At 71.1% G+C, this 21,300-nt stretch carries 19 protein-coding genes; 5 read left to right on the top strand and 14 right to left on the bottom strand.

Annotated elements, in window-relative coordinates; translation table 11 throughout:
* Window positions 1-97 precede the first annotated feature (97 nt).
* Together CF165_RS16435 and CF165_RS16440 are read left to right on the top strand one after the other, a co-directional pair.
* Window positions 98-991, top strand: coding sequence for an SCO4651 family lipoprotein (locus tag CF165_RS16435; protein ID WP_093948366.1), 894 nt, complete (start codon window positions 98-100; stop codon window positions 989-991).
* 69 nt (window positions 992-1,060) lie between these two features.
* The gene (locus CF165_RS16440) at window positions 1,061-1,813 is read left to right on the top strand and encodes an SCO4651 family lipoprotein (RefSeq protein ID WP_093948367.1); all 753 of its coding nucleotides are present in this window, start codon (window positions 1,061-1,063) and stop codon (window positions 1,811-1,813) included.
* 439 nt (window positions 1,814-2,252) lie between these two features.
* Here CF165_RS16440 and CF165_RS16445 read toward each other — a convergent pair whose 3' ends face one another.
* Together CF165_RS16445 and CF165_RS16450 are read right to left on the bottom strand one after the other, a co-directional pair.
* Window positions 2,253-2,744 carry a DUF6912 family protein gene (locus CF165_RS16445; RefSeq protein WP_093948368.1) on the bottom strand — a complete coding sequence of 164 codons (492 nt, stop codon included), beginning with the start codon at window positions 2,742-2,744 and terminating at the stop codon, window positions 2,253-2,255.
* Entirely contained in the window at window positions 2,741-4,147 is a 1,407-nt protein-coding gene (locus CF165_RS16450; RefSeq protein ID WP_093948369.1) for a WS/DGAT/MGAT family O-acyltransferase, read from the bottom strand. Before CF165_RS16450 ends, CF165_RS16445 begins: the two co-directional genes overlap by 4 nt.
* 34 nt (window positions 4,148-4,181) lie before the next feature.
* Between CF165_RS16450 and CF165_RS16455 the strand changes: the two genes are divergently transcribed.
* Complete coding sequence (locus CF165_RS16455) at window positions 4,182-4,943, top strand: TrmH family RNA methyltransferase (RefSeq protein WP_093948370.1); 762 nt, start codon at window positions 4,182-4,184, stop codon at window positions 4,941-4,943.
* A 3-nt stretch (window positions 4,944-4,946) separates the two neighbouring features.
* Here CF165_RS16455 and CF165_RS16460 read toward each other — a convergent pair whose 3' ends face one another.
* Entirely contained in the window at window positions 4,947-5,321 is a 375-nt protein-coding gene (locus tag CF165_RS16460; RefSeq protein ID WP_093948371.1) for an HAD-IA family hydrolase, read from the bottom strand.
* Between the two features lie 231 nt (window positions 5,322-5,552).
* On the opposite strand from CF165_RS16460, the gene CF165_RS16465 reads away from it, so the two are divergent.
* Window positions 5,553-5,993: an Rv3235 family protein gene (locus tag CF165_RS16465; RefSeq protein WP_240521632.1), complete on the top strand. Its 441-nt coding sequence runs from the start codon at window positions 5,553-5,555 to the stop codon at window positions 5,991-5,993.
* A gap of 323 nt (window positions 5,994-6,316) precedes the next feature.
* Here CF165_RS16465 and CF165_RS16470 read toward each other — a convergent pair whose 3' ends face one another.
* From CF165_RS16470 to CF165_RS16505, 8 genes are all read right to left on the bottom strand, one after another.
* The gene (locus CF165_RS16470) at window positions 6,317-7,534 is read right to left on the bottom strand and encodes a cytochrome P450 (RefSeq protein WP_093948373.1); all 1,218 of its coding nucleotides are present in this window, start codon (window positions 7,532-7,534) and stop codon (window positions 6,317-6,319) included.
* Between the two features lie 67 nt (window positions 7,535-7,601).
* Window positions 7,602-10,487, bottom strand: coding sequence for a preprotein translocase subunit SecA (secA, locus tag CF165_RS16475; RefSeq protein WP_093948374.1), 2,886 nt, complete (start codon window positions 10,485-10,487; stop codon window positions 7,602-7,604).
* A gap of 204 nt (window positions 10,488-10,691) precedes the next feature.
* A complete protein-coding gene (hpf, locus tag CF165_RS16480; protein ID WP_093948375.1) occupies window positions 10,692-11,378 on the bottom strand; it encodes a ribosome hibernation-promoting factor, HPF/YfiA family in 687 nt (228 codons plus the stop codon).
* Window positions 11,379-12,539: 1,161 nt separating this feature from the next.
* Entirely contained in the window at window positions 12,540-13,418 is an 879-nt protein-coding gene (locus tag CF165_RS16485; RefSeq protein ID WP_093948376.1) for a ComF family protein, read from the bottom strand.
* 72 nt (window positions 13,419-13,490) lie between these two features.
* A complete protein-coding gene (locus CF165_RS16490) occupies window positions 13,491-15,230 on the bottom strand; it encodes an LpqB family beta-propeller domain-containing protein (RefSeq protein WP_240521633.1) in 1,740 nt (579 codons plus the stop codon).
* Window positions 15,227-16,951 (bottom strand): MtrAB system histidine kinase MtrB, encoded by a 1,725-nt coding sequence (gene mtrB / locus CF165_RS16495; RefSeq protein ID WP_093948377.1) that lies wholly within the window; start codon window positions 16,949-16,951, stop codon window positions 15,227-15,229. The genes CF165_RS16490 and mtrB overlap by 4 nt, the downstream gene beginning before the upstream one ends.
* 7 nt (window positions 16,952-16,958) lie before the next feature.
* The gene (gene mtrA / locus CF165_RS16500; protein ID WP_005150760.1) at window positions 16,959-17,636 is read right to left on the bottom strand and encodes an MtrAB system response regulator MtrA; all 678 of its coding nucleotides are present in this window, start codon (window positions 17,634-17,636) and stop codon (window positions 16,959-16,961) included.
* 188 nt (window positions 17,637-17,824) lie between these two features.
* On the bottom strand, window positions 17,825-18,139 hold the full coding sequence (locus tag CF165_RS16505; RefSeq protein ID WP_093948378.1) for a bifunctional 3-phenylpropionate/cinnamic acid dioxygenase ferredoxin subunit: 315 nt from the start codon (window positions 18,137-18,139) through the stop codon (window positions 17,825-17,827).
* 164 nt (window positions 18,140-18,303) lie between these two features.
* Here CF165_RS16505 and CF165_RS16510 point away from each other — a divergent pair, with 164 nt between their 5' ends.
* Window positions 18,304-19,089: an IclR family transcriptional regulator gene (locus CF165_RS16510; protein ID WP_093948379.1), complete on the top strand. Its 786-nt coding sequence runs from the start codon at window positions 18,304-18,306 to the stop codon at window positions 19,087-19,089.
* Window positions 19,090-19,115: 26 nt separating this feature from the next.
* Here the strand turns inward: CF165_RS16510 and CF165_RS16515 are convergent, their stop codons facing one another.
* The 3 genes from CF165_RS16515 to CF165_RS16525 are packed head-to-tail and all read right to left on the bottom strand — an operon-like array spanning window position 19,116 to window position 21,157.
* Entirely contained in the window at window positions 19,116-19,766 is a 651-nt protein-coding gene (locus CF165_RS16515) for a dTMP kinase (protein WP_093948380.1), read from the bottom strand.
* Between the two features lie 60 nt (window positions 19,767-19,826).
* Window positions 19,827-20,585: a hypothetical protein gene (locus tag CF165_RS16520; RefSeq protein WP_093948381.1), complete on the bottom strand. Its 759-nt coding sequence runs from the start codon at window positions 20,583-20,585 to the stop codon at window positions 19,827-19,829.
* Complete coding sequence (locus tag CF165_RS16525; RefSeq protein ID WP_093948382.1) at window positions 20,582-21,157, bottom strand: papain-like cysteine protease family protein; 576 nt, start codon at window positions 21,155-21,157, stop codon at window positions 20,582-20,584. Before CF165_RS16525 ends, CF165_RS16520 begins: the two co-directional genes overlap by 4 nt.
* Between the last annotated feature and the right edge of the window lie 143 nt (window positions 21,158-21,300).

Genomic DNA, 21,300 nt, shown 5'->3' on the forward strand with positions numbered 1-21,300 from the left:
ACCGGGAACCGATCGCCGATCGTCACCGTCACAGCGGTAACCAATCACCCGATAAGGCGATATGCCGAGCGGAAGATCCGACTCTGAGGGGAACTCAATGCGCAAGACCACCCTGGTCGCGGCGGGCGCCGCGCTGGTGCTCACGCTGACCGCGTGCAGCGGCAATTCCGCCACCGGCACCGCACAGCCGGCGGCCGCGGGCGGGCAGTCCCAGGACGGCGGCAGCCGCGGGCTCGCTTCGCCGTTCACCGACGCGATCCAGCTGGCGTCGGCGTCGAAGAAGGGCACCGAGCAGTCCAAGTCGGTCAAGTTCACCATGACGGGCTCCGCCGCCGGCCAGACCCTCAAGGCGAACGGCGCGATGGCCTTCGACGGCGCGCAGACCAGGTTCTCGATGACGGCCACCGCGGCCGGGCAGACCACCGAAATGCGCCTGGTCGACCAGGTCATGTACATCAAGCTGCCCGCCGAAGAGCGGAAGCAGATGGGCACGGACAAGGCGTGGGCCAAGGTCTCGGCCGACGGCTCCGACCCGCTGTCGCAGGCGCTGGGCGGCGCGCTGTCGCAGTCGGCGGAGCAGAGCGACCCGAGCAAGATGCTCGACCAGATCTCCAAGGCGGGCCGGATCGTCTCGTCCGACCAGACCGAGCTGAACGGCCAGAAGGTCAACCACTACAAGGTGGTGATCGACCTCGCCAAGGCCGTCGACCAGATCGCCGCCCAGGTCCCGGCCGCCGCGCGCGAGCAGGTCACCGAGAAGCTCAAGGGCAAGGACATCAAGATTCCGGCCGAGGTGTGGCTGGACGAGGAGAACCTGCCCGTGCAGATGACCATGGACCAGGGCCCGATGATGCAGGCGCTGGGCGCGCCGGCCGGTGACGCGAAGTTCACGATGAAGTACACCGACTGGGGCACCCAGGTCGACGTGGCGGCCCCGCCGGCCGACCAGGTCGTCGACCTCGGCGAGCTGATGAAGAAGGCCGGTCGCTGACCGGGCGACACTGAGTAGCGGCGCCTCCCCCGAACGAGTTCGGGGGAGGCGCTGTGTTTTTGTTGCACCATGCGCAAAGCCGCCGTCGTGCTGCTGCTCGCCCTGCTGGCGGGCGGGTGTTCCGACCCGCCACCACCCCCCGCGTTCGGCGACGCGCGAGAGCTGGCCGACGCCGCCACGGCGGCCACCACGAGCGGCGGCTCGGCGAAGTTCGGCACGGACGTCGCCGTCGGCTCGGTCCGTTCGAAGGGCCAGGGCCAGGCGCGGTTCGGCGCGGGCGGGACCGCCCAGGTGATGACGACCGACTTCATCGGCGAGCCGATGGAGGTGCGGCTGGTGGGCGGGAAGCTGTACGCGAAGGTGCCGGAAGGTTCGCGCGACGAGGTCGGCGCGGGCAAGCCGTGGGTGGTGGTCGCGACGGACGGAAGCGACCCGTTTTCCCAGGTGCTCGGCGGCAGCCTGGCGCAGCTGACCGCACAGAACGACCCGGCGCACACGCTGGGCGAAATCCGGACGGCGGGCACGATCGTCTCGGCGGAGCGCACCGATCTCGGCGGAGTGGCCGCGGAGCACTACCGCGTCGAACTCGACCTGGCTCGCCTGGGCACGGACCTGCCCGCGGGCCTGTCGGCGGAGGAGGCGGGCCGGCTGGGCGGCAAGTTCCCGGTCCAGCTCTGGCTCGACGACGCCCACCGTCCACTGCAGATCGTGCTGGACCTCTCGCCGATCCTGCAGGGCGCCGAAGCCCGGATCACAACCCACTACACGGACTGGGGCGCACCGGTCGACGTCCAGCCACCGCCGCCGGGTGAGGTGGGCTGATCCGGCGGCCTGCGGGCCTCAACGGCCGACGCCCCCACCCTTCCCGGGCAGGGTTCCGGCAAAGTCGCCAAGCGTGACGCCCGCCGTAGTCTCGACCCCGGGGTCGAGACATTTTCACCCCCGGCCTCCGCAGAGCCGGTCCGCCTGTTCGGCTAGGCAGGGGCAGACACTCGGCGGGGCTGCGGCACGTGCGGCGGGCTGGTGCTCGGCTCCGCGGTGCTCGGATGTCGTGAACGACTCGTTCATGACCTCTGACGACAGGAAAGAGTCGTTCATGACGTCGCGGATCCGTCCATAGGCGGACTTTGCCGGAACCCCCGCCCCGGAAACTTCCCCCGCCCTCCCTGGGGGGCGTCCCCAAGTCCAGTCTACCGGCCACCCCCGACGGAAACTCCGGCTCAGCCGCAGTTGTCCACAAGCGCGCTCGCCTGTGGACAACTCAGAGAAGCTCCAGCAGGAACGGCAGTTCCTGAGGCGCGTACCAGGCCAGCTCGTGGTCCTCGGCGTCGCCCAAAGTGAACTCCGCGTCCGGATCGCCGAGGTCCGCCGCGTCGATCACCGCGGCCGCCGCCGCCACCGCGTCCGCCGCCTCGGGGGCGTCCACGTGGATCGCCGCCACCGCCGACAGGGGGATCGGGCCGCCAATGCGGACCACCGGGGCGTCCAGGTCCGGGCGCAATGTCACGCCCGCGACGTCCGCCGAGACCACCACCCGGCGTGGCTCGCCCTTCTCCTCCGCCGCGATCAGGCGCAACGACGCCCGGGCCGCGTCGAGCAGCGCCGCGTACTCCAGCTCCTCGTCCGAACCGCTCACGTACGCCTCGCGCAACGCGGGCGTCAGCGCGAACGCCGTCCCGCTGCGGGCGCGGAACTCCCCCGAAGACTCGAGGTCGCGAAGCATCGCGATGGTCGCAGGCAGATAGACCCTCACCAGTGCGCACCCTTCAGCTCTTCCAGGGACTCTTCGATCATCCCGGCCAGGAGGTCGACGTCAAAAGCGGCCTTGCGGTCGCCGTTGAGTCCGAAGTAGACGCCGCCGTGGTAGGACGTCACCCCGATCGCCAGCGCCTGGGTGCGCATCAGCGGCATCACCGGGAACATCTCGACCAGTCTGGCCTCTCCCGCGTACATCGGCACCTGGGGGCCCGGTGAATTGGTCACCATGACGTTGAAGATGCGCCCGGACAGCGACCCCGCCGCTCGCGCGCCGAGGGAGTGCAGGGTAGCCGGGGCGAACCCGCCGACCTTGAGCAGCCCGCGCGCGGCGACCGGGCGGCCCGAGTCGAGGTGCTCGGCCATCGCGTGCCCGACGTGCTGCAGCCGCAGCACCGGGTTCGGCTCGCCGACCGGCAGGTCCACCAAGTACGCCGCCACCTGGTTGCCGATCAGGGCGGGCGTCGAGTACTCCGCCGTCTCGGCGTCGCGCACCGCCAGCGGCACCAGCGCGCGGACCGTCGTGTTCGGCGTCAGCTGCTCCTCGCGCGAAAGCAGCCATTCGCGCAACGCGCCCGTGACGGCGGCGAGCACGACGTCGTTGACCGTGCCGCCGTGTGCCGCGCGGATCTTCCGGAAGTCCTCCAGCCGCGTGCGCACCACGGAGAACACGCGGCCGCTCGACACCCGGACGTTCAGCGGTCCGGGCGGCGCCGGGCTCACCAGTGTGCGCAGCGCCGACGCGACCCCGCCGACGGTCTCGGCGAACTTCCCCGCCGACGCGACCGCGTCGTTCGCCGCCGACCGGACGTTCTCCACGACCTCGCCCGGCCGCTGCACGCCTTCGCTGATCGCGTCCAGCACCAGCTGGGTGCGGCTCGGCTCGCGGCGCGGCGTCCAGATGTCCTCGAACGGCTCCGGCTCGGCCGGTGTCGGATCGAGGATGAGCTGCCCCAGCTCGATCGTCCCGACACCGTCCACAACGGACTGGTGGGTCTTCGTCACCAGCGCCACGCGGTCGCCCGCCAGTCCCTCGATGAAGTACGCCTCCCAGAGCGGCCGCTCCGGCGACAACCGCCGCGACATCAGCCGCGCGACCAGGTCGAACAGCTGCTCGTCGCTGCCCGGCTGGGGCAGCGCCGAGCGCCGGACGTGGTAGTTCAGGTCGAAGTCGACGTCGTCCACCCACACCGGGCGCGCCAGGTGGCCCGGCACCTCCAGCACGCGCTGCCGGTACCGCGGCAGGAACGCCAGCCGCGCGCCGATCAGGTCGAGCAGCTGCGCGTAGCCGAACCCGGACCGCGGGCGCTCGAAGATCGCCACCCCGCCGACGTGCATCGGCGTCGCGTGGTCCTCGAGGTAGAGGAACGAGGCGTCCAGCGCGGAGAGGCGGTCGGGCATAGGGCGATCCTTACACAGTGAAAGACTGCCCGGTGTGGGTGATGAGTCGACAATCTCGCCGAAGGACCGCTTCCTGACCGTGTACGGCCGGAAGCCGGTGCTGGAGGCGCTGGCGGACGACGGCCTGCGGGTGGACAAGGTGATCCTCGCCGACACCGCCCGCGGCCCCGGCGCGACGGAAATCCAGCGTGCGGCGAAGGCGGCGGGCGTGCCGGTGCAGCGCGCCAGCGCCCACCGCGTCAAGGTCCTCGCCGGCAACGGCAAGCAGGACCAGGGTGTGCTCGCCGACGTCGTCGCACCGCGGATGCGCGCCCTCGAAGCGGCGCTGTCGGATCGTCGGCCGCCGTCGCGCGTGCTGCTGCTGGACGGCATCACCACGCCGGCGAACGTCGGCATGATCCTGCGGACGGCGACCGCCGCGGGACTGGACGGCGTGATCGTGCCACGCCGCGGCGTCGCGGCACTGGACCCGCTGGTGGTCAAGGCCTCGGCCGGGGTGGCGTTCCGCGCCCCGGTGCTGCGCTGCGGCTCGGCGCGGGAGGCCGCCGAGATGCTCGCCGAAGCGGGCTACGGGCTCTACGCGCTGAGCGCGTCGGCGAAGACCACGGTGTTCGACGTCGACCTGCCGCAGCGCGCCGCGTTCGTCCTCGGCGGCGAGACGGCCGGGGTCGGCGGGGAGGTCGGCGAGCTCGTCACCGAGTGGCTGTCGATCCCGATGCCGGGTGAGGTCGAGTCGCTGAACGTCTCGGCCGCCGCCGCGGTGCTGGCGTTCGAGCTGGTCCGCCGCGCGCGCTGACCCCTACTCGGCCGGGAACAGCGCGGCGAGTTCGGTCAAGGTCTCTTCGACCGACTGGTGCCGCACCCCGACCATGCCCGCCTGGACCGCGCCGCGGACGTTCGTCACGGAGTCGTCGACGAACGCGCAGCGCGCGGCGGGCAGGCCGAGGCGGTCGGCCGCGAGCAGGTAGACCGCCGGGTCCGGTTTGGCCACGCCGACCTCGCCGGAGAACACCAGAGCGTCGAAATAGTCGAACATCGTGTTCTTGACCTCGTTCGACGCACCGGGGGCGTTGGACAGCAGCGCGGTGCGGATGCCCCGTTCGCGGGCGGCTGCCAGGTAGTCGTACAACCGGCCGGCGTCGGGATCGGTGAGAACTCCGGCGAAATCGACCAATAGTCCTTTCAGCACCCCGCACACCATAGCCGGGGCGGTGGCGCGGCGTCTCGCACAGCGGAACGACGTCACAGCGGCTTAGCGCATCAGCTTCCGGGAATCCACGGCTTCGGCGGTTCTTCCCCGGATCGTGCGATTCCTGTCTCCTTTTCGGCCGCTTCGCCCCTCTAAGCGGTTGGAGGCGGCGAAATGCCGGGTCCGGGAGGGGAGGAAATGATCGAGGAACACCGCTTGAGAACGCTGTTGCACTACGAGGTGCCTCGCCGGGCGGACCGGCCGGAGACGGTGACATCACGGGAGCACCGCCGCGGCGGGTCACGGTGCCCGGCGCCGAGGCAGCTCGAAGCGAGTGAGGTGGGCCGGCTGCTGAACATGCTGCTGGAGGCGTACGACGGCCGCCGCCCGGCGGCGCAGGTCCGCGCCTTGGTGGCCCCGGAGGTCTACGCGGGCCTCAGCGGGCCACGGCAGGCACGGCCACGGCACCGGACGCAGACGATCCACACGTGCACCCCGGTGCCGGACGTGGTCGAAGCCTGCGCCCGCGTGGAGGCGGACGGCCGGTCGTTCGCGCTGGCGGCCCGCTTCACCCGCACGCCGACGGGCTGGCGGTGCGTGCGCTTCGCGCTGCTGAAGCCGCAACGTCCCGGCCAGCCGAGCCGGCGAGCGGCATGAGGCGCCGCGGCGGGGCCCGGGCTCCGCCTCCGGGCCAGGGTGAATCCGTGGCGCTTCGCTCGGCATCACTGGTGAAGCGGTGCGACGCACCTGACTGAGGCCCGGCGATCCCGCGGCCGAGGAGAACCGCGGTCCCCACCGCGCTCGACAACCCGGGCGACGACTGCGCTCAATTCGCCAAGGCGCCGCGGACCCGCGACTCGAAATGAGTCCGCGCGGTCTCGGCTTCGCGAACCAGCGCGGCACCACCCGTCAAGTCCGCGAACTCGCGGCCCAAGCCTGGCCCGCGTGAACGATCGTTTACCCGCCGATCGGCGGGCCCGTTAACGGTCGCTCACCGCCACCGGCAGGGTCGACAAGCCGCGCAATGTCGTTGTCGGGTTCCACTCCGGGGTGCCCGCCAACGTCAGCCGTGGGCGGCGGCGGGCCAGTTCGCGGAACGCGATCCGGCCCTCCAGCCTCGCCAGCGGGGCGCCCAGACAGAAGTGGATGCCCTGGCCGAACGCCAGGTGGCGGCCCGGTGCCCTGGCCGGGTCGAACAACTCCGGGGCCGGGCCCGTCGCCGGGTCGCGGTTGGCCGCTCCGATCAGGACGATCACCTGGCTGCCCGCCGGGACCGCCACCGAGCCGACAGCCGTGTCGCGCAGGGCCGTGCGTGCCGTCAGCTGGACCGGTGAGTCGTAGCGCAGCACCTCTTCCACCACCTGGGCCGCGTGTTCGCCGTCCGCGCCCAGCGGCTTCAGGCCGTCCGGGTGGCGCGACAGCGCCAGGACACCGTTGCCGATCAGGTTCGTCGTCGTCTCGTGGCCCGCGATCAGCAGCAGCGTGAGCGTCACCAGCAGCTCGCCCTCGCTGAGCACGTCGCCGGCGTCGGACACCGCGACCAGCGCGGACAGCAGGTCCTCCCCCGGTTCGCGCCGTCGGCGCTCCGCCAGTTCGTGGAAGTAGCCGATGAACGACTGCCGCGCCCGGACCGCCGGTTCCACCGTGTCCGGGTGCTGCAAGAACGGTGGATCCAGTGCCCGCGCCATCGCGTGCGACCACTCCGCGAACCGCTCGCGGTCGTCCAGCGGCACGCCCAGCAGCTCGGCGATCACCTCGACCGGCAACGGTTTCGCGAGCGCCGTCATCACGTCGAACTCGGCAGGCGCGCGGTCGATGAGCGATGCGGCGATCTCTTCGATCCGCGGCGCGAGCTGCTCCACCATCCGCGGGGTGAACGCCTTCGCCACCAGCCGCCGCAGCCGCGTGTGGTCGGGCGGGTTCAGCGACAGGAACGCCCGGACCACGCGTCCCGACTCGTCGACCGGCTGGTCCGGGAGCCGGTCCGCCGGATCCAGGTACTCGGGTTCCGGGTGCCCGAAGGCCGGGTCGCGCAGCACCTGCGTGGCCTCGGCGAGGCCGCTGACCGCGAACATCCCCTCGGCCAGTGCCGCGACCGGCAGGCGCTCACGCCACCGCCGGTAGTGCGGGTACGGGTCCGGCCGCCGCTCGGCGCCGAACAGCGCGAAGAACTCCTGTGGATCCGCCGGCGCCGTCATGGCGCCACCCCCATTCACGACACCGGGGCGCGCGAACCAGCCGCGCGCCCCGGATCACGTCCACACGTCAGCGACGCGGGCCCTTCTTGCCCTTCTTGGCGGCGTCACGCTGCGCGGCGCGACGCTCCCGGCGCGACGCCGCACCACCGCCGCCCGAGGCCTGCGCCCCGTCTTCCGAGTGGGACTCGACCTCGCCGTCCTCGCCCGGGCCGGACAGCATCATGCCCGACTGCGGGGCACCGCCGCCGAGGCCCTTGCCGCGCAGCGCGGCCGGGACGGACTCGGTGTCGGTCGCCGGCGGCTGCGGCGGCGCGGGCCGCGCGTGGCGGCCTTCGGCCGCCTGGCCGTTGCCGGACGAGACACCCGTCGGCAGCGCGGCGGCGTCCTCGGCGGGCGGCGCCTCGGCGCGTTCGACCTGCAGGTTGAACAGGAAGCCGACGGCCTCTTCCTTCAGCGAGTCGAGCATCGCGCGGAACATGTCGAAGCCCTCGCGCTGGTACTCGATCAGCGGGTCGCGCTGCGCCAGCGCCCGCATGCCGATGCCCTGCTTGAGGTAGTCCATCTCGTAGAGGTGCTCGCGCCACTTGCGGTCGAGGACCGTCAGCATCACCTGGTGCTCCAGGGTCCGCATGCCCTCCGGGCCGACGAGCGCGTTGATCTCCGCTTCGCGCTTGTCGTAGGCGTTGCGGGCGTCCTGGACCAGCGCCTCGCGCAGGGTGCTCTCGTCGAGGTCGCCGTCCTCCAGGAGGTCGTCCCACTCGATGCTGACCGGGTAGAGCTGCTTCAGCGCCGTCCACAGCTTCTCGTGGTCCCAGTCTTCGGCGTAGCCGTTGGCGGTCGCACCGTCCACATAGGCGTTGACGACGTCGACGAGCATGCCCTCGATCTGGTCGCGCAGGTTCTCGCCGGCCAGCACGCGGTGGCGCTCGGCGTAGATCACCTTGCGCTGCTCGTTCATGACCTCGTCGTACTTGAGGACGTCCTTGCGCTGCTCCATGTTGATCTGCTCGACCTGGGTCTGCGCGCTCTTGATGGCCTTGGAGACCATCTTGTGCTCGATCGGCACGTCGTCGGGCAGCCGCATGGTCGTCATGACGCGCTCGACCATCGTCGCGTTGAAGCGGCGCATGAGCTCGTCACCGAGCGACAGGTAGAAGCGGGACTCGCCCGGGTCGCCCTGACGGCCGGACCGGCCGCGGAGCTGGTTGTCGATGCGGCGCGACTCGTGCCGCTCGGTGCCCAGCACGTAGAGCCCGCCCGCCTCGCGGACCTCTTCGGCCTCGGCCTTCGACTCCGCCTTGACCTGCTCGAGGACCTCGGGCCACGCGGCCTCGTACTCCTCGGAGTGCTCGACCGGGTCCAGGCCCCGCTCGCGCAGCACGTGGTCGGCGATGAGGTCGGGGTTGCCGCCCAGCACGATGTCGGTACCACGGCCGGCCATGTTCGTGGCGACCGTGACGGCGCCCTTCTGGCCGGCGCGCGCGACGATCAGCGCCTCCCGGTCGTGGTGCTTCGCGTTCAGCACCTCGTGCGGCACGCTCAGCTTCACCAGCAGCTTCGACAGCCGCTCGGACTTCTCGACGCTCGTCGTGCCGACCAGGACCGGCTGGCCCTTCTCGTGCCGCTCGGCGATGTCCTCGGCGACCGCCTCGTACTTCGCGTCTTCGGTCTTGTAGATCAGGTCCGGCTGGTCGGCGCGGACCATCGGCCGGTTCGTCGGGATCGGCACCACACCCAGCTTGTAGGTCTGGTGGAACTCGGCGGCCTCGGTCTCGGCGGTACCGGTCATGCCGGACAGCTTGCCGTAGAGGCGGAAGTAGTTCTGGAGCGTGATCGTCGCCAGGGTCTGGTTCTCGGCCTTGATCTCGACCTTTTCCTTGGCCTCGATCGCCTGGTGCATGCCCTCGTTGTAGCGGCGGCCGACCAGGATGCGGCCGGTGAACTCGTCGACGATCATGACTTCGCCGTTGCGGACGATGTAGTCCTTGTCGCGGTGGAAGAGCTCCTGCACCTTCAGCGCGTTGTTCAGGTAGCCGACCAGCGGCGTGTTCGCGGCCTCGTACAGGTTGTCGATGCCGAGCTGGTCCTCGACGAACCGGACGCCCTTCTCGGTGACGGCCACCGTGCGCTTCCGTACGTCGACCTCGTAGTGGTACTTCGAGTTGATCAGGTTCGTCTTCTCGACGCGCTCGCGCGACCCCATGTTCGTGGTGTCGATGCCCTGCATCAGCGGCGCGAGCCGGGCGAACTCGACGTACCAGCGCGACGACTGGTCGGCCGGGCCGGAGATGATCAGCGGCGTCCGGGCCTCGTCGATGAGGATCGAGTCCACCTCGTCGACGATGGCGAAGTTGTGCCCGCGCTGCACGCAGTCGTCGAGGCTCCACGCCATGTTGTCGCGCAGGTAGTCGAAGCCGAACTCGTTGTTCGTCCCGTAGGTGATGTCGGCGTTGTACTGGGCGCGCCGGACGTCCGGCTGCTGCTCCGCGAGGATGACGCCGACCTCGAGGCCGAGGAAGCGGTGGATGCGGCCCATCCACTCCGAGTCGCGCTTGGCCAGGTAGTCGTTCGTGGTGACGACGTGGACGCCCTTGCCGGGGATCGCGTTCAGGTAGGCCGGGAGGACGCACGTCAGCGTCTTGCCCTCACCGGTCTTCATCTCGGCGACCTGGCCGAGGTGCAGGGCCGCGCCGCCCATCAGCTGCACGTCGAAGTGACGCTGGCCGAGGACGCGCTTGGCGGCCTCGCGGACGACCGCGAAGGCCTCCGGCAGCAGTTCGTCGAGCGATTCGTCGTCGGCATGCCGCTTGCGGAACTCATCGGTCTTGGCCCGCAGCTCGGCGTCGGTCAGGTCCTTGACGTCGTCTTCGAGGGTGTTGATGTGATCGGCGATGTTGCGCAGCCGCTTCACCATCTTGCCCTCACCCGCGCGGAGCAGGCGGTTCAGCACCATCCGGTCGACCTCACTAGCTGATCATGAGCGCGCCCAGGCCGGTCCCGGGCAGGTTCTCCCGCGGCGGCAGCCGTGTTCGGCGCCACCGTCCCACCCCATCGTAGGGAACGGTGGCCGTCGTGTGCACACGCCGTACGTCCCGACATGCGGATGGCCCGCACGCGAGCACGTGCGGGCCACCCGGCAAGGCCTCCTTAGACCGGCTCAGCCGAGCCGGATCACGCCGTAGTCGAAGCCTTTCCGCCGGTAGACCACGCTGGGCCGGCCCGCTTCCGAGTCGTTGAAGAGGTAGAAATCGTGGCCGACAAGCTCCATCTCGTAGAGAGCCTGGTCCACCGTCATGGGCTCCGCGGTGTGCTGCTTCTCGCGAACCACGCGGCCGGGCTGGTGACCCAGGTCGTCGTCGGCCCAGCTCTGCTGCTGAGGCAGGTGGAATTCTTCGGCACTCGCGAAGCCGTTCGGCTGCGGCTCGGCTTCGGGTGCGTCCAACACCGCGGTACGCGCGGCGGGACTGGCTGCGGCCGGGGATCCACCACCCGGCAGTGCCGAGGTCGCTTCGGCGACCGATTCCGGGCGGCTGCGGCCGTAGTGCACGCGCCGCCGGTCGTGTGTCCTCCGCAGCCGGTTTTCCAGCTTGGTGACTGCGGAATCGAGCGCTGCGTAGAAGTCGGCGGCACACGCTTCGGCGCGTACGGCCGGGCCCCTCCCCTTTCCGGTGATTTCGACGCGTTGGCAGCTCTTGGCCTGGCGCCGGTTGGGTTCGTGGAACAGTTCCACGTCGTACCGGATGACTTTCCTGTCGTAGCGCTCGAGGCGGGCCAGCTTTTCGCTGACAAGCGCCCGATAGTGGTCGGGCACCTCCACGTTGCGGCCCTTAACGACGATGTCCATACACGACCTCCCTCGCTGAGATGACTGCGAGCTGTTGTGTTTTCACACGGCGCCGGTATTGCGGGGACGTGAGCCCGGATCGCGGGCTGAGAAGGAACTCGGAAACGGTGGACGACGTCTCGTTCCGGTGACCGAGCGCGGACTCAGCGCACCTCCGGCGCCAGGGACATGGGCTCGTCACCTCCCTGCCTGCGGGGATTGCTGATTGCGGTGCACGTTAGCTTCCTCACGCCCGTTACAACAGCCCCCGAGCCGGGGGATGTCAGGGGATGAGACTCCGTCACCCCGCGCAGTGATCGCGGGCTGGGCACCGGAAAACACCCGCTGGTCGGACGCGCCGCGGTTGTCGCGCTTTCACACGGACGGCGCATCGCTGCCGACTGGTGGACGCCGAGGGTGACGGCCCCATCCGCCGCAGCCGCCACTCCGGTGGAGTGGTGCGGCGGCCGAGTGATCGTGATCGACACCCTCATGCCCGGACAACGGGCACCGGCCCGTTCGCGTTCCCGCCCGATGTCACTCGTGTAGGTGACAGGCGGGTCACCCGGGCGCGAGGAAGTGCCGGAGTCGTGGCTCCTTCCTGGGCTCGACCTGCGGGAGTTCTCGTTGTTCGGGGTTTCCGGGCGGGGTTGGGCAGTGTCCGTGGAGGGGTTTGGCGGAACCGGTACCACGCCGCTCGAAACCCGCCCGGCTGTGCCCTTCGGTTCGGACGGAGTCTTGGTTACGCGGGTGCGCCGAGCCTCGGTTGGGGGCAGGCGATCGGCTCGCCCGCGCCCCGCAAGCGGAGACCGCCTGACAACGGCCCGCCACGGAGCGCTACCACACGTCCGAGGACGGCCTGGCGTACGGCCGAGCCTCGACTGACAAGGAGGCCGGTCAGGATCCGCCGCCCATCGCCCACGGCGACTCGGCCTGCACGCACCGCCAGGCGCAACGGCGAGCGAGCCCGCCGACCGCCACCGATCCGTCCGCGCGGCACGCGAACCCGGTCCGCCCGGAATGCGCAGACGCCATCGCACGACCCGCCTCACCTTCCGTGGCTCAGGCTGCACGCCTCCCGCGAAGGTGCCACGGTGGTGACCATGGAACTGCCGGACGTGAGAGGCCGGGAAGCCGGCCTGCTCAGGAGCGGCCCGCGAACAGCGGGGTCGCACGCTCGGTTCACCCCGCGACGAGCAGCGTCAGGACGGCGGAGACCGTAAACCCCTCGGCCGCGAGCGCTTTCGCGCACGCCGCGGCCGTGGCGCCGGTGGTGACCACGTCATCCAGCACCACGATCGGGTATCCCGGCGGGGGACGGCCCGCTTCGCGGAACCGTAGCCGCCCGGCGAGGTTGGCCACGCGTTGCTCGCGACCCAGGCCGACCGCGTCGCGGGCGTCGCCGGCCAGCTCCAGTGCCGGAGCCACCGCGACTTCGATGCCGCGAGCGGCCAGGACGCTTGCCGCCTCGTTCGCCAGGCGCTCGACGTGCGGGCCGCCGCGGACCCTTGCCGCCGAGGGGCGGCTGGGGGCCGGGACGAGGCACATCGCCCGGGCCGGGCGCATCGTGCGCGCCGCTCGAGCCGGGCTCTGCGGCCGTAGCGGATGCGCAGGTTCAAGGCCAGCCCTGTCCGGAGCAGCGGAAGCCCTCCGCAGCGACACCGATCGCGCAGGATCGAGGCCGCCCGCCTTCCCGAGAACAGCGGAAGCCCTCCGCAGCGACAGTGATCGCACAGGATCGAGCCCACCCGTCCCGCCCGAAGCCGACACCGGAGGACCAGTTCCCCTCAACGGCAGCACGACCAGCGCCTCCGCCAAGGCCCGGCCCAGCGGCTCCGCCAGATCACGACGGCCGCGTTCCTTGTACGCGATCAGCAACCGCCGGGCCACGCCCCGGTAGCGGGCCAGCGCGAAGACTCGCACCAGCCCCGTCGTCGGCGCGCGGATCACCTCGGCGGCCGAGCCCCACGCGCCCGCGCATCGGGCACAGCAAGGCTCGCCGCGGGCTCCGCAGGCGGCGCAGCGGCTGGGGATCAGGAGGTCGAGCAGTTTCTTCAGCACACGGACAGTGTCCCGACCGGCACCGACAGTTTCGAACGCCCGGACGTCACCTGACCGAGTGAAAGAAGAGCCTCAGCCCGGATAAAACGGATCCGCGTCCTTCATCGTGTGGGGATGGGGCCGCCAGACCTCGCCCAGCACCGAAGCGATCCACAGCCCGTTCGCGTCCGCCACCACGATCGGGCGGCCGGAGGCCACCGTCACGCCGTGGACCGGGGACGTCAGGTTGGAGCTGTTGAACGCGTCCAGCCGCTGGCCGTCCATCGTGACCCGGACCACCGGCTGCGACGGCGAATTCGTCACCACGACCAGGTTGTCCTGGGCGTCCCAGTCGACGTCGAGGACGTCTTCGAGGTCGCGCGGCTGGAGGTGGCGTGGCTCGCGCAGGGACACCGAGTCGCCGCTGCCGACCACCGACGCCACCCACAGCTGTCCCTTGATCACCGCGGCGACACGGGCGCCGTCGCGGGCGAACCGCAGCTCCGTGATGCCGCCCTGCTGGACCAGGTCCGTCGCGTTGACTCCGAGCGGCGTCCACTGGCCGGTCGGGCCCACCACCATCCGGCCCACCGAGACCTGGTCGACGACTGTCCACACCTCCCCCGTGCCGGAGCGCCACGTCGGACGGCTCAGCGTGCTGCCGCCGAGCTCGACCGGCGGCAGCTCGTGCCCGAGGTCCCCGATCCGCAGCCGCACCGCGCCGCCGCCGATGCGCTCCACCACCGCGAGACGCTTGCCGTCGAGCGACTGGGCAGCGCTCACGACGTCGTACCCGCCGTTGCCCGCCGGGCCGGGGACGGGGTTGCCGTCGCCGAGCGAACGGATCCGGCCGTCGACCGTCGCCAGCCCCAGCTGCTCGAAGCCCGGCGACACCGACACGCTGTACGAAGGCAGCTCGTTCGCCCGCCAGTCCGGGTGGTTCGGCACGAGCGGGGCACCGTCGGCGAGGATCCGGATCCGCGCGTTCGTGACGTACTGCAGTGACAGGACGATCTGCGCGGCCATCAGCTTCCGGACGTCGTCGGTCACCCCCGTCACCCCGGTCAGCGGCACCACCAGCGTCCCGTCGTCCAGGTTCTTGACGTTCGTGTCGATCTCGACCGGCTCGCCGAGCAGGTTCTTCACCGCACCCGCCAGGCTCGGCGACGGCCCGCTGACCAGCAGATCCATCACCTTCCCCGGCAGCCCGGACTGCGGTTTCGCGACCACGTAGCGCCGATCGGGGACGAACGTGCCCGCGTCCGAGTAGAAGCTCACCGGCACCGGTGTGTAGTTCTCGCTGAAGTCGGACTCGGTCGCGTACAGGTCAGGGGGCGGGTCGACGATCCGCCACTGCCCGGTCGCCTGCTTGCGCACCTTCAGCTGGAGCAGCGCCTGGTCGGCGCCGGGCACGAAGGCGCTGTTCTGGTCCAGCGTGCCGAGTTCGACCCCGCGCACGTTGACGACCTGGGTGTTCGGGTCCGGCTTCGGGCTGGTGTCGTAAACCGTGCCGAAGGTGTTCTGGATGATCGTCAGGCTGCGGCTCGGCCGCCAGTTCACCCGGCTCTGCTCGTCCATGTAGGCGCGGGCGGCCGCGTAGTTCTGCCCCGGCTTGAGCGTCGCGCCGACGAACGCGCGGACCAGGCTGAGCGGGTCGATGTTCGGCGGCGGATCCGGCACCACGTCACCCGAGCCCGGCCCCTGGCGCTCGCCCGGGACCACCTGGGGCTGGGACTCCAGCGGCACGTTCGCGCAACCGGCGAGCAGCAGCACGCACAACACCGAAAGCAGGAGGTGCGGCAGCCGCGACCCTCGAAAGACGTGTCGTTTCACTGACCGATTCCCTCACGTTCGGCGAAGATCGCCTCCGGCGCCGGCGTGACGTCGATGACCCCGAGCGGCAGCTCGGGCGCCAGACGGTCCGGCGGCGGCAGGGTCAGCGGCGAGTCGCCGGGGGGCACGTCCTGCTGGCGCGGCAGCACCAGCCGGAAGCAGGCGCCGTGGCCGGGCTCGCCCCACGCGTCGAGCTCGCCGCCGTGCAGGCGCGCGTCCTCCTGGCTGATCGCCAGGCCGAGCCCGGTGCCGCCGGTGCGCCGGTTGCGGGACGGGTCGGCACGCCAGAACCGGTTGAACACCAGGTCCGCCTCGCCGAGCCGCAGGCCGACGCCGTGGTCGCGGACCGTGATGGCGACGGCGGTTTCGTTCGCCCCGACGGTGAGCACCACCGGTTTGCCCTCGCTGTGGTCGACGGCGTTGGCGAGCAGGTTGCGCAGGATCCGCTCGACGCGCCGGGCGTCGACCTCGGCGACCACCTCTTCGTCGGGCAGCACGAGCTGGACCGAGCTGCCCGCGTTGCCGGCGATGACCCGCACCTGCTCGACCGCGCGGGTGGCGATCGGGCGGACGTCGATGAACTCCGCGGCCAGCTCCTCGACACCGGCGTCGAGCCTGCTGATCTCCAGCAGGTCGCCGAGCAGCGCTTCGAACCGGTCGAGCTCGTCGACCAGCAGCTCGGTCGAGCGCGCGAGCCCGGCCGGGAACTGCTCGCGGGACGCGTGCAGCACGTCCGCGGCCATCCGGACGGTGGTCAGCGGGGTTCGCAGCTCGTGCGAGACGTCGGAGGTGAACCGGCGCTGCAGCCCGCCGAACTCCTCGAGCTGGCGGATCTGGCGCTGGATGCTGGCGGCCATTTCGTTGTAGGACACGGCGAGCTTCGCCAGGTCGTCCTCGCCGAGCACGGCGAGACGCTGGTCGAGGTCGCCGCCGGCGAACTGCTCGGCCGCCGCGGCCGCCTGCCGGACCGGCCGGACCACCTGGCGCGTCACCAGGTTCGTGATGCCTGCCAGCAGGAGCAGCAGCACGAGCCCGCCGACGAGCAGCGTGTTCTGCACGGTCGAGACCGTGTTCTGCTCGGTCGTCAGCGGGAACAGCAGGTACAGCTGCAGCGGGGTGGCGACGGTGTTGAGCGGCGTGCCGACGATCAGGTAGGTCGTGCGGCCGCCGTCCGCGTCGGTGACGGTGTGTTCGACGCGGCTCATTTCGTTGGCTTCGACGAACTGCCGCAGCCGCGGGGGCACGTTCTCGAACGGCCCGGCGGACGTGGGCTCCGCGCCGGACTGGTCGTGGCCGCCGCTGGCGAGCACCGGGACGAACGTGCCCGCCGCCGAGCCCGCCGCGTCCTGGCTGGTCGGCGTGATCGCGATCTTCTTCAGCGCGTTCTGGAGCCGGTTGGCCAGCGCGTCGGCCGTCTCGCCGCCGAGGCCGACCAGCTCACCGGCCGCTGTGTCCGCGGCCGCGCGGGTCTGCGCGATCGCCGCGTCCCGCTTGGTGTCCAGCAGCCGTTCGGTGATCTGATTCTGCAGCACCATCCCCAGCACGAAGACCACGGCCGAGGACAGGGCGAGTGTCGACACGGTGACGCGGAACTGCAGCGAGTGCTTCCACAGCTCGTTGAACGCCACCGCGCGACGGCGCGCGAAAACGACGACACGCCTGACCAGGCGTGCCGTCGAGCGCGCGGACGCGGGGAGCCGTCTGACGGTCTCCGCTGTCATCGGGTGATCACGGCGGGCCGGCCTTGTACCCGACACCGCGAACGGTCAACACCACCTCGGGGTGTTCCGGGTCCTTCTCCACCTTGGAACGCAGCCGCTGGACGTGCACGTTCACCAGCCGGGTGTCGGCCGCGTGCCGGTAGCCCCACACCTGCTCGAGCAGCACCTCGCGGGTGAACACCTGGCGCGGCTTGCGGGCCAGCGCCACCAGCAGGTCGAACTCCAGCGGGGTCAGCGGGATGGCCTTGCCCTCGCGCGTGACCTCGTGGCCCGGCACGTCGATCGCCAGGTCGCCGATGGTGAGCGACTCCGCGGGCTCGGCCTCGGTGCGGCGCATCCGGGCCCGGACCCGCGCGACCAGCTCCTTCGGCTTGAACGGCTTGACGACGTAGTCGTCCGCGCCGGACTCCAGGCCGAGGACGATGTCGACGGTGTCGCTCTTCGCGGTGAGCATGACGATCGGCACCCCGGACTCGGCGCGGATCGCCTTGCAGACGTCGATCCCGTTCATCCCGGGCAGCATGAGGTCGAGGAGGACGAGGTCGGGCTTCAGCTCACGCAGCGCGGGCAGCGCGCGTGAGCCGTCGGCGACCACCGCCGTGTCGAACCCCTCCCCACGGAGCACGATGGTGAGCATCTCCGCGAGGGCGGGGTCGTCATCGACGACGAGAACACGTGCCTTCATGTCCACATATTCGCACTAGTTCGGACACGCGCACGCACGACCCGCGTGTTTGACCACCAGAAAGATCAAGATCGCGACGCTTCCCTGCTCCATCCGGGTGTCGTACCCGCAGCCTTGGACGGTCCATGAGGGGCACCCCGATGGCTTCGAAAGCCGTGCGGTGCCCCTCATGGACCTGCGAGGGAAGGTCAGGGAACGGCCGGGACGAGCGCGTCGACGTACACGACGCCGTCCGTGACGACCACGCGGTGCGTCCGCACGGGGTTCTTCGCCGGCAGGCAGGTGGGCGCGCCGGTGCGCAGGTCGAACTGCGCGGCGTGCAGCGGGCATTCGACGAAGCAGCCTTCGAGCCAGCCGTCGGCGAGCGAAGCGTCCTGGTGCGTGCAGGTGTCGTCGACGGCGTAGAAGCCGTCTTCGGTGTGGAACACCGCGATCGGCACGGGGCCGTCGAGGCGGAGGGCTTCGCCTTCGGGCAGGTCGGCGACGGCGCAGGCACGGATCATCAGGACCTCCGGGAACGACTGACGAGATGCCGGGACGGTTCGTGAAAGTTGCGCATTGCGCGACTCTGCGCTTCCTGCGCAACAATCCGGGTTCGGTGGCGTCCTCGTCAAGAGATTCGCCCACTCAGCCGATAGCAACCCCCCGAAACGGATACTGTTGCGCCATGCGGAACCAGGACTCGGGCAACGCAACTCAGAGCCAGGTGCAATCGGTCGACCGGGCGATCAGCGTGCTGGAGCTGCTCGCCCGCCACGGCGAAACCGGCATCACCGAGATCGCGGGCGAGCTGGGCGTCCACAAGTCGACGGCGTCGCGCCTGCTCAGCGTCCTGGAGTCCCGGGGGCTGGTCGAGCAGCTCGGCGAACGCGGGAAGTACGCGATCGGGTTCGGCGTCGTCCGGCTCGCCGGCGCCGCGACCGGCCGCATGGACCTCGCGAAACTGGGCCGCGCCAGCTGCCAGTCGCTCGCCGAGGAGCTGGGCGAGACGGTGAACATCGCCATCGCCGACGACGGCGTCGCCATCAACATCAGCCAGGCCCGCGGCTCGGCGGCGATCACCACGCAGAACTGGACCGGCCAGCGCACGCCGCTGCACGCGACGTCCAGCGGCAAGATCCTCCTGGCGTACATGGGCGAAACCGAGCGCAAGCGGGTCCTCAAGCGGAAGCTGGAGCAGTACACCCCGCGCACGACGGTCGAGCCGGAAGAGCTGATGACCGAACTGGAACGGGTGCTCGAGGACGGCTACGCGGCCTGCTACGAGGAACTCGAACTAGGCATGCACGCGGTCGCCGTGCCGATCCACGGCCCCAGCGGGGACGTCGTCGCGGCGATGAGCGCTTCCGGGCCGTCGTACCGGCTTTCGAAGCAACGGGTGAAGCAGATCGTGAAGCCGATGACCGAAGCGGCGGACGATCTTTCCGCACAGCTGGGCTACTTCCGCGACTAGGGTCCACTATGGACTCTCGAGCCGGGTCAGCCCAGGAGTGACGTCGCCAGCCCTTCGAGGTCCACGCCCGCGACGCCGTCCAGGACGTGCCACGGCGCCAGCCAGCCCGAGGCGGCCAGCTCGTCGTACACCGCCGCGCACCGCCGCTGGAGGCCGTCGTCGGTTTCGAAGGCGTCGCGCTCCCGGCCGGCCTCGGCCTCCGCACGGCGTTCGGCGCGCTCGGCCGCGACGGCGGGCGCGACACGCAACAGCAGGTGCGCGTCCGGGCGGGGCAGGCCGAAGCGGTCGACCTCCAGCTCCCACACCCACTTCACGACTTCGCCCGCCGCGTCCTGCCGCAGGCGCGCGGCCGCGTACGCGGCGTTCGACGCGACATAGCGGTCGAGCAGGACGACGTCGTGGGCCTCCCGCAGCCCGCGGATCTCGTCCGCGGCGCCGCTGCGGTCGAGGGCGTAGAGCATCGCCATGCCGTACACGGAGTCGGCGAGGTCGCCGTGCCCGCGGTGCAGCGCTTCGCGGACAAGGTCGGCGTGCACGCTCTTGCCGTAGCGCGGGAACGCCAGCGAAGCCACGCTCGCGCCCTTCGCGCGCAGTTCCGCCGTCAGCCCGTCGGCCAGCGTGCGCTTGCCCGCGCCGTCGAGCCCTTCGATGACCACCAGTCGACCCACGGAGGTCATTATCGGTGGTGGACCGGCGGGCCCGGTGGAAGGGATCGGCACCGGGCCCGCCGGTTCGTCTCAGGCGGTGTGCCGCCGCAGGTGGAAGACGTAACCGGCGCCGCTGACCGCCAGCACGCCGACGAGGATCAGCAGCGGCACCCAGCCCGTGTCGTGGCCGGCCGGCGCCGGGCCGCCGTCGCCGCGGGGCATCACCTGTGAGGCGGCGTCGTAGCCGCCGGCCTCGCCTTCGCGGGCGTAGCCCGAGCCGGGGAGCTTGTCCGCGTACCGCGTCTCGACGGTTCGCCGGTAGTCGGCGACGGTGACCGCGGCCCTCTTCTCCGACAGCGGCGTGACGCGGCCGTCGCGCACCGCGTACCAGGCGTCGACCTGGGGTTCGTGCAGCAGCTGGGCGCCCGCGGGCAGCTGACGCGCGAACGCCGTCTCGACGTCGCCCGAGGCGATGTTGCCGACCTGCCAGGCGCCGTCGGGGCCGCGGACCGACCACAGCGTCGCGGTCCGGCCGTCGGAGGCCCGCACGGGGATCGCGAAGTAGGCGAACTCGCCGGGCGCCGCGTCCGGCTTGCCCGCGACGAAGTCCGGCGAGAGCTCGTAAACCGGGAAGGCGTCCGCCGCGATCTGCACCGAAACGGGCCCCTGGGCGCCCGGCGCCTGCGCGAAGAACCGGACGAGGACGTCCTGGACCCCGGCGGCCGCGTCGTGCGCGGCCACGGCGTCGGCGCTGCTGATGCCGGCGGCCTGGGCCGCGCCTGACACCGGGGCCGTCATCAGCAGCGCCGCGCCGGTCAGCACGGCGAGCACCAGCACCCGCCTGCTCATCGGGCGATCCCGGTGAGCGTGTGCGTCCAGGTGAAGGCCGGGTTCTGCGCGTAGTACCCGTAGGTCGACCAGTTGTAGCGCTTGGCCGGCCCCGGGTCGCTCCAGAAGACCCAGTCGCCGCTGGTGTCGTAGCCGTGGAGGACGTGCACGTGACCGCCGCCCGCGCGCCAGCCGACGCGGGTCGCCACCGGCCGGTTCGCCGCGGTCTCCGTCCGGATCGCCGCGAAGGAGACGCGCCGGTCCAGGTAGCGGCCCGGCGAGGCGAAGCCCAGCTGGGCGAAGGCGCGTTGCTCGTCGGCGAGGGTGCCGGTCAGGTTCGCGCAGTCCTGGCCGGTCTCGCCGTGCGCGAGCTGGCAGAACCGCGTCTGGCTGACGACCGCGCCGTGGTAGGCGGCGATGGTGTTGCCCGCACCGGCCCAGCACCACTGGTTCTTCTGCTGGAGCTGCAGCACGATCCGGTCCTGGTACGTCGAAGGCACTCCGGGCGCGGCTACGGCGGTGGCCGGCGCGACCAGGCACAACATCAGGCTCACGGCCAGCACGGCGTGAACCGGGCTCGACTTCACCAGCACGAACGGCCTCCTGCTGAGGAGTGGGCGAACCAGCGGTGGTCACAACGGTGAACAACGCGGTCACCCGGAGCAAGAACGCCATCCGGACGAACGGACCGTTCCGGGTCGTTGCCGGAACGCGGAACAGTCGGCCTTACGTGGCC

The sequence above is a fragment of the Amycolatopsis vastitatis genome, assembly GCF_002234595.1.
GTDB lineage: Bacteria > Actinomycetota > Actinomycetes > Mycobacteriales > Pseudonocardiaceae > Amycolatopsis > Amycolatopsis vastitatis.

Bases quoted from the DNA above. Each gene is read 5' to 3' on its own strand.
- CF165_RS16435 (WP_093948366.1), top strand. From the start codon at position 98: ATGCGCAAGACCACCCTGGTCGCGGCGGGCGCCGCGCTGGTGCTCACG.
- CF165_RS16440 (WP_093948367.1), top strand. From the start codon at position 1,061: ATGCGCAAAGCCGCCGTCGTGCTGCTGCTCGCCCTGCTGGCGGGCGGG.
- CF165_RS16450 (WP_093948369.1), bottom strand. From the start codon at position 4,147: ATGCCCGACCGCCTCTCCGCGCTGGACGCCTCGTTCCTCTACCTCGAG.
- CF165_RS16470 (WP_093948373.1), bottom strand. From the start codon at position 7,534: ATGACGGCGCCGGCGGATCCACAGGAGTTCTTCGCGCTGTTCGGCGCC.
- secA (WP_093948374.1), bottom strand. From the start codon at position 10,487: ATGGTGCTGAACCGCCTGCTCCGCGCGGGTGAGGGCAAGATGGTGAAG.
- hpf (WP_093948375.1), bottom strand. From the start codon at position 11,378: ATGGACATCGTCGTTAAGGGCCGCAACGTGGAGGTGCCCGACCACTAT.
- mtrB (WP_093948377.1), bottom strand. From the start codon at position 16,951: ATGACAGCGGAGACCGTCAGACGGCTCCCCGCGTCCGCGCGCTCGACG.
- mtrA (WP_005150760.1), bottom strand. From the start codon at position 17,636: ATGAAGGCACGTGTTCTCGTCGTCGATGACGACCCCGCCCTCGCGGAG.
- CF165_RS16505 (WP_093948378.1), bottom strand. From the start codon at position 18,139: ATGATCCGTGCCTGCGCCGTCGCCGACCTGCCCGAAGGCGAAGCCCTC.
- CF165_RS16510 (WP_093948379.1), top strand. From the start codon at position 18,304: ATGCGGAACCAGGACTCGGGCAACGCAACTCAGAGCCAGGTGCAATCG.
- CF165_RS16515 (WP_093948380.1), bottom strand. From the start codon at position 19,766: ATGACCTCCGTGGGTCGACTGGTGGTCATCGAAGGGCTCGACGGCGCG.
- CF165_RS16520 (WP_093948381.1), bottom strand. From the start codon at position 20,585: ATGAGCAGGCGGGTGCTGGTGCTCGCCGTGCTGACCGGCGCGGCGCTG.